Source organism: Streptomyces sp. NPDC007896 (assembly GCF_042959425.1).
Lineage (GTDB): Bacteria > Actinomycetota > Actinomycetes > Streptomycetales > Streptomycetaceae > Streptomyces.
Window position 1 is genome coordinate 18,083 of record NZ_JBIBKX010000004.1, and the last position, 12,174, is coordinate 30,256.

Annotated in this window: 9 protein-coding genes; 5 read left to right on the plus strand and 4 right to left on the minus strand. The window is 70.1% G+C overall.

Annotated elements, in window-relative coordinates:
* Window positions 1-12: 12 nt before the first annotated feature.
* The 4 genes from ACFZDJ_RS14715 (at window position 13) to ACFZDJ_RS14730 (ending at window position 6,610) form a co-directional block, all read left to right on the plus strand.
* The gene (locus ACFZDJ_RS14715; RefSeq protein WP_384912194.1) at window positions 13-1,479 is read left to right on the plus strand and encodes an ABC transporter permease; all 1,467 of its coding nucleotides are present in this window, start codon (window positions 13-15) and stop codon (window positions 1,477-1,479) included.
* Window positions 1,480-1,558: 79 nt separating this feature from the next.
* Window positions 1,559-2,242: an ABC transporter ATP-binding protein gene (locus tag ACFZDJ_RS14720; protein WP_168494986.1), complete on the plus strand. Its 684-nt coding sequence runs from the start codon at window positions 1,559-1,561 to the stop codon at window positions 2,240-2,242.
* 233 nt (window positions 2,243-2,475) lie between these two features.
* Complete coding sequence (locus ACFZDJ_RS14725; RefSeq protein WP_391059232.1) at window positions 2,476-5,748, plus strand: S8 family serine peptidase; 3,273 nt, start codon at window positions 2,476-2,478, stop codon at window positions 5,746-5,748.
* 91 nt (window positions 5,749-5,839) lie between these two features.
* Window positions 5,840-6,610, plus strand: a complete 771-nt coding sequence (locus ACFZDJ_RS14730; RefSeq protein ID WP_391059235.1) for an antibiotic biosynthesis monooxygenase — start codon at window positions 5,840-5,842, stop codon at window positions 6,608-6,610.
* Between the two features lie 83 nt (window positions 6,611-6,693).
* Here ACFZDJ_RS14730 and ACFZDJ_RS14735 read toward each other — a convergent pair whose 3' ends face one another.
* A complete protein-coding gene (locus ACFZDJ_RS14735; protein WP_390934672.1) occupies window positions 6,694-7,584 on the minus strand; it encodes a helix-turn-helix domain-containing protein in 891 nt (296 codons plus the stop codon).
* Between the two features lie 175 nt (window positions 7,585-7,759).
* On the opposite strand from ACFZDJ_RS14735, the gene ACFZDJ_RS14740 reads away from it, so the two are divergent.
* Complete coding sequence (locus ACFZDJ_RS14740) at window positions 7,760-8,803, plus strand: alcohol dehydrogenase catalytic domain-containing protein (protein ID WP_391059238.1); 1,044 nt, start codon at window positions 7,760-7,762, stop codon at window positions 8,801-8,803.
* An 84-nt stretch (window positions 8,804-8,887) separates the two neighbouring features.
* Here ACFZDJ_RS14740 and ACFZDJ_RS14745 read toward each other — a convergent pair whose 3' ends face one another.
* From ACFZDJ_RS14745 to ACFZDJ_RS14755, 3 genes are read right to left on the minus strand one after another with little or no spacing between them, the layout of a single operon-like run.
* Complete coding sequence (locus ACFZDJ_RS14745; protein WP_391059241.1) at window positions 8,888-9,973, minus strand: iron chelate uptake ABC transporter family permease subunit; 1,086 nt, start codon at window positions 9,971-9,973, stop codon at window positions 8,888-8,890.
* A complete protein-coding gene (locus ACFZDJ_RS14750; protein WP_391059825.1) occupies window positions 9,970-10,956 on the minus strand; it encodes an iron chelate uptake ABC transporter family permease subunit in 987 nt (328 codons plus the stop codon). The genes ACFZDJ_RS14745 and ACFZDJ_RS14750 overlap by 4 nt, the downstream gene beginning before the upstream one ends.
* Window positions 10,957-11,000: 44 nt before the next feature.
* Entirely contained in the window at window positions 11,001-12,062 is a 1,062-nt protein-coding gene (locus tag ACFZDJ_RS14755) for an ABC transporter substrate-binding protein (protein WP_391059244.1), read from the minus strand.
* Between the last annotated feature and the right edge of the window lie 112 nt (window positions 12,063-12,174).

Sequence of the window (12,174 nt, forward strand, 5' to 3'; positions counted from 1 at the left end):
TAGCTTTCCGCCATGTTCTTCACCTACCTGAGGCGCGAACTGCGCCGCCGCAGGAAGGCGGCGCTCGTCGTCGCCTCCGGACTCGCCCTGGGCATCGCCCTGGTCATCGTGGTCAGCTCCGTGTCGTCCGGCATGGAGAAGGCGCAGGGCAAGGTCCTCCAGTCGCTGTACGGACTGGGTACGGACATGACCGTCACCAAGGCGGCGGCGCCGGCGACGAGCACCAGCCAGCGTCCGCGCTTCAACTTCGACGCGAACGACAACGGCTCCACCAAGGAGCAGAGCAGCGACCGCGTCATGGTGCAGGGCTTCCAGACCCTGGCCGCCTCCACGGTCACGAAGGTCGACTCCCAGAAGGGCGTCGCGGACTCCGTCGGCGGGCTGAGCCTCCAGGTCATCAGGATCAACGGCCAGTTCACGCGGGGTCAGTTCCAGCAGAACCAGAACAGCGGCACCGGCCAGGGGGGCGGGCGCCCGAACGCACAGCAGTCCCCGCAGGGCCGTGTCGAGGGCGGCGGCGCCAACTTCGACGTCAACAACTACTCGGTGTACGGCACCGACGTCACCAAGCCCGCCCTCGGCCCGCTGACCTCCTCGAAGATCACCAGCGGTCGTACGTTCAAGACGTCCGAGACCGATACCAAGGTGGTCGTCGCCGACGTCTCGTACGCCAAGGAGAAGAAGCTCAAGGTCGGCTCCACCGTCACCATCAAGAGCGTCAAGTACAAGGTCATCGGCATCGCCACGCCCGACAGCGGTGACGCGGCGGCCAACCTCTACATCCCGCTCAAGCAGGCGCAGACGCTCAGCGGCTCCAAGGACAAGGTCACCACGATCTACGTCAAGGCGTCGGACTCGCAGCAGATCTCCAGCGTGAAGAGCACCATCCAGAAGAACATCTCGGGGACGACGGTCACCACCTCCGCCGACCTCGCGTCCACCGTCTCCGGCTCCCTCTCCACGGCCTCCAGCCTCGCCTCCAACGTCGGTAAGTGGCTGTCCATCGCGGTGCTCGTCGCCGCGTTCCTGGTCGCCGGTCTGCTCACCTCCTCCGCCGTGTCGAGGCGCGTGCGCGAGTTCGGCACCCTCAAGGCGCTCGGCTGGAAGTCGGGCCGGGTGACCCGGCAGGTCGTCGGCGAGGCCATGGTCAACGGTCTGGTCGGCGGCGCCCTCGGTATCGCGATCGGCCTCGCGGGCGCCTACATCGTCACCGAGATCAGCCCCACCCTGCAGGCGCAGGTGGGCGGTTCGGGCGGCGGCGGAGGCCAGGGCGGCCCCGGTGGCGGTGGCGGCTTCGGCGGTCCCGGCCGGCAGGCCGCGGCCAAGGCCCTCGACGTCGCGCTCACCGCGCCCGTCAGCCTCGGCACCATCGTCGGCGCGGTGGCCCTCGCCGTCACCGGTGGTCTGATCGCCGGCGCCTTCGGCGGCTGGCGTGCCTCCCGGCTCCGCCCCGCGGACGCCCTGCGCCGCGTCGAATAGGCCCCAGCCCCTTTCGAGGGGGTGCCCGCTGTCGCCCGCTGTACCGGGCACCCCCCTCACCTCATCCAGGAGTTGCACCATGTACGAACTCAGAGGCGTCACCAAGCGCTATACCCGGGGCAAGGAGACGATCGACGCGCTCGCCGGGGTCGACCTGACCATCGCGGACGGCGACCGGCTCGTCATCCAGGGACCCACCGGTGGCGGAAAATCCACCCTTCTTCAGATGCTCGGCGGTCTCGACCGGCCCACCGCGGGCAGCGTCGAACTCGACGGTACGGACATGGCCAAACTGTCCGAGGCGAAGCTCACCAAAGTGCGCAGCGAGAACATCGGATTCGTCTTTCAGAGCTTCAACCTGATTCCCACGCTCACCGCCCAGGAAAACGTGGAGACTGCCCTAGTACCCCTCGGTGTGAAGGTGAAGGAACGGCGGCAACGGGCCGCCGACGCACTGGAGTCGGTGGGGCTCGCCGAGCGGCTCGGGCATCTGCCCGCCGAGCTCTCCGGTGGCCAGCAGCAGCGTGTCGCCATCGCCCGCGCCCTGGTCAAGCAGCCGAAGGTGCTGCTCGCCGACGAGCCCACCGGCAACCTCGACGAGTCCATGCGCGACGAGATCATGGAGGTGCTCGAGGCCATGTGGAAGGAGCACGGGCTCACTTTCATCATGGTCACGCACGATTCCGCGATCGCGAAGAAGGCCCCGCGCCTCGCGACGATTCGCAAGGGGAAGATCTCCGTCAAGGAAAACGCGGGTGCCTAAAGAAGTGCAAAAGGAGCGCGCGGGAGCTTAGCGCAACAACTCCGTCAACTCTTCACCCTCGCCCCGCTATTGAGGGGGCGATCACCCCCCGGGCATACTTGCGTATTCCGGGGGGTGTACGTGCAGGCGTACGAGGCTTCCCCCGACCGGATGAACGGGGATTCGTCCGGACCTGATCTCCAGGGGGAGACTTGCGCAGACAAGTGAAAAGAGCGTGCGCTGCGAGCATCGCCATGGCGGCGTCCGTGGCGCTGGCGGCGGGTATGACCAGCCCGGCGTCGGCGCGGGCGGAGCAGCGCACGGCGGGCGTGTCCGCGGCCGGGAAAGCGGCCGGGATCACGGCCAAGCACCGCATCACCCTGATCACCGGTGACCGGGTGGTCGTCGACGCCAAGGGGCGCGTCGTCGGCTTCGAGCGGGCCAAGGGCCGCGAGCACGTACCCGTGCAGATCCGCAAGGCCGACGGCCACACCCTGGTGGTGCCGGCCGACGCCCAGGCGCTCATAGCCGGCGGCAAGCTCGACCGGCGGCTCTTCGATGTCACCGAGCTCAACAAGGCGGCGGTCCGCAAGTCCCAGCAGCGGGGCCTGAAGGTGATCGTCGGCTACCGGGGAGCCGCGGCGGCCGCCAAGGCCGACGTCCGCGAGGCCGGCACGCTCCGCAGGAGCCTGAAGGCGCTGAACGCGGACGCGGTGCAGACGCCGCAGCGGGACGCGGCCGAGTTGTGGTCCGCGGTCACCGACGACGGGAAGACGGCCTCCGGCATCGCGCACGTCTGGCTGGACGGTGTCCGCAAGGCGAGCCTCGACAAGTCCGTGCCGCAGATCGGCGCCCCCACGGCGTGGGCGGCCGGATACGACGGCAAGGGCGTCAAGATCGCCGTCCTGGACACCGGTGTCGACGCGAGCCACCCGGACCTCAAGACCCAGGTGATCGAGTCCAAGAACTTCTCCACCGCCGCCGACGCCACCGACCACTTCGGCCACGGCACCCACGTCGCGTCCATCGCGGCGGGCACCGGCGCCAAGTCGGGCGGCAAGTACAAGGGTGTCGCGCCCGGTGCGAAGATCCTCAACGGCAAGGTCCTCGACGACACCGGCAGCGGCGACGACTCGGGCATCCTCGCGGGCATGGAGTGGGCGGCCGAGCAGGGCGCCGACATCGTGAACCTGAGCCTGGGCGGCCAGGACACCCCCGACATCGACCCGTTGGAGGCCGAGGTCAACAAGCTCTCGGCCGAGAAGGGCATCCTCTTCGCGATCGCGGCGGGCAACGAGGGCCCCGAGTCGATCGGCTCGCCCGGCAGCGCGGACGCCGCGCTCACCGTCGGCGCCGTCGACGACAACGACAAGCTGGCGGACTTCTCCAGCACCGGCCCGCGCGTCGGCGACAGCGCCATCAAGCCGGACGTCACCGCGCCCGGCGTGGACATCACGGCGGCGGCGGCCCCGGGCAGTCTCATCGACCAGGAGGTCGGTGAGAAGCCCGCGGGCTACCTGACCATTTCCGGTACGTCGATGGCGACCCCGCATGTCGCGGGCGCCGCGGCCATCCTCAAGCAGGAACACCCGGACTGGACGTACACCGAGCTCAAGGGTGCGCTGACGGGCTCCGCGAAGGGTGGCAAGTACACGCCGTTCCAGCAGGGTTCGGGCCGGATCGCCGTCGACAAGGCGATCAGGCAGACCGTGATCGCCGACCCGTCGTCGCTGAGCTTCGGCGTCGCGCAGTGGCCGCACACCGACGACACGGCGACGACCAAGCAGCTGACGTACCGCAACCTCGGTACGAAGGACGTCACCCTGACCCTGGCGATCTCCGCGACCAACCCCAAGGGCCAGGCGGCTCCGGCGGGCTTCTTCGCGCTCGGCGCCAAGACGGTCACCGTCCCGGCGGGCGGCAAGGCCTCGGTCGACGTCATCACGAACACGAAGCTCGGCGGCACCCTCGACGGCGCGTACTCGGCGTACGTGACGGCGAGCGGCGGCGGCCAGGCCGTGCGCACGGCCGTCGCGGTCGAGCGTGAGTCGGAGTCGTACGACGTCACCTTCAAGTACGTCGACCGTGCCGGTGAGACGCCCACGCACCTCACCGACCTGGCGGGCTACTCCGGCCTCGGCGAGGCCCGGGACTACACGTCGCAGAGCACGGCCGACACCGCGACCCTGCGCGTTCCCAAGGGCAAGTACGTGCTCAACTCCCTCTTCGTGAAGGACCTGGTCGAGGCGAAGGGCGGGGTCGACTGGCTGATCCAGCCCCGGCTGAGCGTCACCAGGAACACCACGGTGACCCTCGACGCCCGTACCGCCAAGGGCGCCGACATCACGGTCCCGGACGCGGGGGCGAAGCCGCTGTCGGCACTCGTCGACTACTTCGACGACGCCACCGGCATCGGCATCGGCATCGGCCTGGGCTCCTTCCAGGACGTGCGCGTGGCGCACGTCGGCCCGGCGGTCTCCTCCGGCCTCTTCCAGAGCTGGTCCGGACAGTGGAGCAAGGGCGCGGGCACCGAGTACGACACCTTCACCGGTACCAGGACCACCAAGCTCCAGGGCGCGCACGTCAAGCACTACAAGGCGAGCGAGCTGGCCAAGGTGAAGGCGAACCTCGGGGCCGCGGCGTCCGGCAAGACGGGCGCGGTCACCGCGTACGGCTTCCTGCCCGACGACGACAGCATGAGCGTCGGGGTCAGCCAGAAGCTGCCGTCCTCGCGCACGCTGTACGTGTCGACCGGTGAGAAGGTCCAGTGGGCGTTCGACTTCGAGCAGGACGCCGGCGTCGACGCCACCGGGACCCCGATCATCGAGGCCTACTACACGGACGACTACCCGCAGACCCTCAAGGCGGGCAAGAGCTACACGAGGACGTACAACACGGCCGTCTTCGGTCCGAAGATCAACGCGGACTACGGCGTCTTCCGGGCCGGCAACAGCATCGCGGGCTATCTGCCGCTGTTCGCCGACGGGGGCGGTCACCCCGGCTCCTCGCTGTACACCTCGGTGACGACGACGCTGTACCGCAACGGCGCGAAGGTCGGCTCGAACGACGACCCGCTCGTCGGGATGAAGGAGTTCAAGGTCCCGGCAGCCGAGGCCACCTACAAGCTCACGACCTCGGTCAAGCGCACGGTGAAGGTCGCCGCGGCCTCCACACGGATCGACGCGAGCTGGACCTTCAAGTCGAAGAAGGCCGACTTCGCGAAGCTGCCCACCTCCACGGTCCGCTTCAACGCCACCACCGGCCTCGACAGCCGTGTCGCGGCCGGCAAGACGGTCACGATCCCGGTCTCCGTGCAGGGCTCGGCCGCGGGCAAGAACCTCAAGTCGCTGTACGTGTACGTCTCGTACGACTACGGCCAGACCTGGAAGATGCTCAAGGTCAAGAACGGCAAGATCACCGTCAAGAACCCGGCGAAGGGGAAGGGCATCTCCTTCCACGCGAAGATCACCGACAAGCAGGGCAACAAGTCGACGGTCTCGATCTACAACGCGTACTACGGAAAGTGATCCCGTAGCGCGGCCATGTGAAGTGTGCCGATAGCGAACGGCCCGTCGGAAGAGCAGCTTCCGACGGGCCGTCCGTGTTTCCGTGGGCACCATGACCAACCAGACCGTGGAGTACGTCCGGTATCGCATTCCCGAGGAGAAGTCCGCGGAGTTCCTGGCCGCCTACACCCGGGCCGCGGCCCAGCTCGCCGCGTCGCCGAGTTGCCTGGACTACGAGCTGGCGCGCTGCGAGGAGGACTTCGAGCACTTCGTCCTGCGGATCACCTGGACCTCGACCGAGGACCACGTCGAGGGATTCCGGAAGTCGGCGCTGTTCCCCGGCTTCCTCGCCGAGATCCGGCCCTACATCCCCTACATCGAGGAGATGCGCCACTACACGCCGACGACGGTACGGGGCCTGGGCGCGTCGGTCCCCACCCTCTACACCTGGGCCGGGGGCGCCGAGGCCTTCGCCCGCCTCACCGAGGCGTTCTACGACAAGGTCCTCAAGGACGACGTCCTCGCACCGGTGTTCCAGGGTCTGGCCCCCGAACACGCGACCCATGTCGCCCTCTGGCTCGGCGAGGTCTTCGGCGGGCCGCCCGCCTACTCCGAGACCCAGGGCGGCCATGGCCACATGGTCGCCAAACACCTCGGCAAGAACATCACCGAGGCGCAGCGCCGTCGGTGGGTCAACCTGCTCCAGGACGCGGCGGACGACGCGGGCCTGCCCACGGACGCCGAGTTCCGCTCCGCCTTCCTCGCCTACGCCGAGTGGGGCACACGCCTGGCCGTCCACTTCTCCGCCCCCGACGCGACCCCTCCGGGGGACCAACCGGTACCGAGGTGGACGTGGGGAGCGGCCCCGCCGTACCAGCCCTGACCGGGGCTTTTAGGGGCGCGGGGCACTGCGCGAGCAACCCCCGCCCGCCCGCAGGCGAAGAACGTACAAAGGGGGGGCCGGCCCTACGTGGGCGTGCTCGCGCCCGCGCGGGTCGCGTCCGTGCCCCAGCTGGCCAGCAACCGCAGCGCCTCCGCCGAGGCGGACCCCGGCTCCGCGTGGTAGGTGACCAGCGACTGTTCGCTGTCGTCGGGCAGCCGGAACGACTCGTACTGGAGGGAGAGATCACCCACCAGCGGATGCCGCAGCCGCTTCACCCCGTGGCTCTTCTCCTTCACGTCGTGCGTGGCCCACAGCCGCCGGAAGTCCTCGCTCTTCACCGAGAGCTCGCCGACCAGGGCCGAGAGTCGCGGGTCCTCCGGGTGACAGCCCGCGTCCATGCGCAGCAGGCAGACGATGTCGATCGCCTTCTGCTCCCAGTCCACGTACAGATCGCGGTACTCGGGCTTCAGGAACACCAGCCGCGCCCAGTTCCGCTCCTGCGGCGCCAGCTCCGACCAGTCACCGAACACGGCCGCCGCCATCCGGTTCCAGACCAGGATGTCCGAGCGCCGCCCGCTGATGTACGCGGGGACGCCGTCCATCGAGTCCAGCAGCTGCCGCAGCGCCCCCCGTACCTGCTGCGGCCGCGCCGGCTGCTTCTTCTTGTGCGCCTTGGGCTTCGCGAGGTGCGTGAGATGCGCGTGCTCGGCGTCCGTCAGCCGCAGGGCGCGGGCGATCGCGTCGAGTACCTCCGCCGACACGTTCCGTCCGTTGCCCTGCTCCAGACGCGTGTAGTACGCCACGGACACCCCGGCCAGCTGCGCCAGCTCCTCGCGCCGCAGTCCGGGCACCCGGCGGTGCCGGCCGAAGTCGGGCAGCCCCACGTCCTCCGGCTTCAACCGGGCCCGGCGGGTGCGCAGAAACTCGCTGAGCTCGGCACGCCGGTCCAGGGGCGGGGAGGGCTGTTCGTCCATACGTCCAGTATTCACGGTCGTACGCCGGTGAACCTGACCCCACCAGTAGTAGGACCAGCGAACGTACGCAAAGCCGTGACCTGGGTGAAGGCTCTCCCGTGGGGCAGGCTGAACAGCGTGCCCGACCGAAGGCAGCCGGGCACAGGACTTACCACTCCCTAGGAGAACCCCCGGCATGACCACTGTTGCTGCGTACGCCGCCCCCGCCGCCAAGGCTCCGCTGGAGCGCACCACCATCGAGCGCCGCCCGGTCGGTGAGTTCGACGTCCTGATCGACATCAAGTTCGCCGGTATCTGCCACTCGGACATCCACCAGGCCCGGGAGGGCTGGGGAGAGGCGATCTTCCCGATGGTGCCGGGTCACGAGATCGCCGGCATCGTCTCCGAGGTCGGCTCCGGCGTCACCAAGTTCAAGGTCGGCGACCGTGTGGGCGTCGGCTGTCTCGTCGACTCCTGCCGCGAGTGCGACAACTGCAAGGCCGGCCTGGAGCAGTACTGCACCGGCGGCGGCGGCGTCGGCACGTACAACGCCCTCGACAAGAACGGCGAGCCGACCTACGGCGGCTACTCCGAGAAGATCGTCGTCGACGAGAACTACACCGTCCGTATCCCCGACGGCCTCTCCCTCGACGTGGCCGCGCCGCTGCTCTGCGCCGGCATCACCACGTACTCCCCGCTCAAGCACTGGAACGCCGGCCCCGGCAAGAAGGTCGCGATCCTCGGCATGGGCGGCCTCGGACACATGGGCGTCAAGATCGCGGACGCGCTCGGTGCCGAGGTGACCGTCCTGTCGCAGTCCCTGCGCAAGAAGGACGACGGGCTGAAGCTGGGCGCCGACCACTACTACGCCACCAGCGACCCGAAGACCTTCGAGGAGCTGCGCGGCACCTTCGACCTGATCCTGTCGACCGTGTCCGCCCCGCTGGACCTGGACGCCTACCTGTCCCTGCTGAAGACGGACGGCGCCTTCGTGAACGTGGGCGCCCCGGAGGAGCCCGTCAAGCTCAACCTCTTCTCCGTGATCGGCGGCCGCAAGACCCTCGCCGGTTCCGGTATCGGCGGCATTCAGGAGACCCAGGAGATGCTGGACTTCTGCGCCGAGCACGGCTTCGGTGCCGAGATCGAGCTGATCAGCGCGTCCGAGATCAACGACGCCTACGAGCGGGTGCTGGCGAGCGACGTGCGCTACCGCTTCGTGATCGACACCGCCACCATCTAGTCACGGACGGAGTTCGCAGGGCGCCGATCGGTCGTACGACCGATCGGCGCCCTCGGCGTTTCCACCGTACGTACAGCAATCCCGTCAGCGGCGGCCCGACCTGCCCAGCAGCCAGAGCAGATAGGGACCGCCCACCAAGGACGTGAGCGCCCCGACCGGGATCTCCAGCGGCGGCACCAGCGTGCGGGCCACCAGGTCGGCGCCGACCACGATCAGCGCGCCCGTCAGGGCGGAAGCCGCAAGGGGGAGTTGCGGGGTGCGCGTGAGGCGGCGGGCCAGTTGGGGGCCGGTGAGGGCGACGAAGCCGACCGGGCCGGCCGCGCCGGTCGCGACCGCGGCGAGCACCACCCCGAGGACGGTCAGGCCGAGCTGGGTGCGCTGGACGCGGACGCCGAGCGCGGCGGCCGTGTCGGCGTCAAGCCCGAGCGGGCGCAGCGCGCGGCTCGCCCACACCAGGGCGGGCAACGAGAGGAGAAGGACCCAGGCGAGGGGACTCGCCTGCTCCCAGCCGCGCCCGTTCAGACTGCCCGTCAGCCATAGCTTGAGCTGCTCGGCGGCGGCCAGTTCGCTCTCGGTGAGGTAGAGCTGGACGACGGCGGAGAGGGCGACGCCGATGCCCACCCCCGTCAGGACGAACCGGCTCGGCTGCATTCCGTGCCGCCAGGCCAGTACGTACACCAGGGCGGCGGCCGCGAGACCGCCGGTGACGGCGACGGCCGGCAGCGCGCCGGGGGAGGCGACGGTTCCGGTGGCCAGCGCCAGTACGGTCGCGGCGGCGGCACCGTGCCCGACGCCGATGACGTCCGGGCTGGCCAGCGGGTTGCGCGTCACGGTCTGTACGAGCGCTCCGGAGAGCCCGAGCGCCGCCCCGACCAGTGCGCCGAGCACGATCCGCGGGCCCCGCAGTTCGCCGACGACCAGGTCGTACGGGCCGCCGTGGCCGCGCAGCACCCGCCAGACCTCGCCCGGCGGGACGTACGTCTGCCCGACGCACGCCGCGAGCAGCATCACGCCCGCGAGGAGCAGCAGGAGGACGGTGACGACGGCCACGGCGCGCCGGTGCAGGAGGAGGGAGAGGCGCCGGTGGCGGAGTACGGAGAGCCCGGCCGAGTGCGGGTACGTGGTGCGGCTCGCGGTGGGCTCGGTGGGCGTCGTGGAGGCTGTGGTCACGAGGCCGTGCCCTTCCGCCGTACGAGTACGACCAGGACCGGCACGCCCACCAGCGAGGTCATCACTCCGGCCGGCACTTCCGCCGGGGCGCGGACCACCCGGCCGGCCACGTCCGCGGCGAGCAGCAGGGCGGCGCCGAGGAGTGCGGAGAGGGGGAGGGTCCAGCGGTGGCCGCCACTGACCAGTCGGCGGGCGAGGTGGGGGACGGCGAGGCCGATGAAGGCGATGGGGCCCGCGGCGGCGACCGCGGCCGCGGTGAGCACGGTCGCGCCGAGCGCCGCACAGCCCCGTACGAGCGTGACCCGGTGGCCGAGCGCCCGTGCGGTGTCGTCGCCGAGCGCGAGCGCGTCCAGGCCGCGGGCGCAGGCCAGCACGAGCAGCGCCCCGGCGGCGAGGAAGGGCAGCATGCGCCCCACCGTTTCCGCGTCGCGCCCGCTGAGCGCGCCCACCTGCCAGAACCGGAACTGGTCCAGCGTGGCCGAACTCGACGTCAGTACGACGGTCGTGGCCCCCGCCGTCATCGCCGACAGCGCGGTTCCGGCGAGCGCCAGCTTCACCGGGGAGGCGCCGCCGCGTCCGCGCGAGGCGATGGCGTACACGACGCAGGCGGCGAGGACCGCGCCGGTGAAGGCGTACCAGACGTACCCGTCGAAGCCGTTCGCCCAGCCGAGTGCGATGGCGAACACGACGCCGGCCGCCGCGCCCTGACTGAGCCCGAGGATGCCGGGGTCGGCGAGCGGATTGCGGGTGACCGCCTGGAGCGCCGCCCCCGAGAGTCCGAGGGCGGCACCGGCGGTCAGTCCGATCGCGGTCCGCGGCACCCGCAGGGACCGTACGACCAGCGCGTCCGGTGAATTCCCGCCGTGCACCAGCGCGTCGAGGACGGCGGACAGCGGGACGGGGCGGGTGCCGACGGCGAGGCTGAGGGCGGCGGCGGTGACGGCGAGGAGGAGGGCCACGCCCAGCCAGGTCGCACGCCGCACGCCCGCCGGGGCGGATGTGCGGCGTGCGACAGACGCAGGACCGGTCACTTGCCGAGGGTGTCCGCGAGCTGTCGTACGACGAGGCGGGCGGCGGTGGGGCCGGCGTTGAGGTACCAGGGGTCGTCGTCGACCTTCACGGCATGCTTGGCCTTGACCGCCTTCATCGACTTCCACAGGGGCCCGGCGAGCACGCCGGCCGCGTCGGTCCTGGAGGCGTCGCCCTGCACCGAGTAGAAGATCCAGTCCCCGTCCGCGACATCGATGCTCTCCGCCCCGATGTCCTGCGAAATGGCCTTGAACTGCTGCGACTTCGGCCGGGAGAGCCCCATGTCGACGGCGATGGAGCCGGTGAACGACGACACTCCGAACATCCGCGTCCGGTCCGGCGTGAACCGCACCATGGACACGGCGGGATCGCCGAGCCGCTTCCCCCGCGTGGCGGCGTCGCTGACGATGCCGTCGAGCAGTTCCTGCGCCTTGTCACCCTTGCCGACCGCGTCACCGACGAGGAGCAGATCCCGCTTCCAGTTGATGCCGTTGCCGGCCGTCACGACGGTGGGCGCGATCTTCGACAGCTTCGGGTAGAGGTCGCCGAGCGAGTCGTTGATCAGGATCAGATCGGGCTTGGCGGCGGCGAGCGTCTCCAGGTTGGGCGCGGTACGGGTTCCCGCGTCGGTCATGGCCGACAACTGCTTCTTGTACGCGGGGAAGGCGTCGTTCAGATAGTCCGGCGCCAGCCCGGCGTTGTCCGCGCGGGTCGTCACGGCCGGCACGATGCCCAGGGTCAGCAGGTCGTCCAGCTGTCCGGTGCTGAGCGCGGCGATCTTCTTGGGCGCGCTCTTGATCTCCGTCTTGCCCTCGAAGTGCCCGACGGTCCGAGGGAATTCGCCGTCCTCGGCGCTGCCCGCGCCCATTCCGGCGGCGACGGCGCCGGGGGCGACGGAGGGGCCCTCGGAGGCCCCGCCCACGAGATTGCGGTCGCCGCTGGAGGTGTTCTTGCTCCGTGAGGAGCCGTTGTCCCCGTCACCGCTCCCGGACGAACATCCGGCCAGCAGGCCGCCGACGATGGCAACGGCCAGGACGGCCTTCGACCCCAAGGTGCGCACGAGTACTCCGATCAATGGATAAGGCAAGCCTAACCTTATCCTCCGTTTCGGGGTGATGGGGTCTGCTCCGATGGGGGACACACCGTGCCGGGTTCGAGGACATATCAGCGTA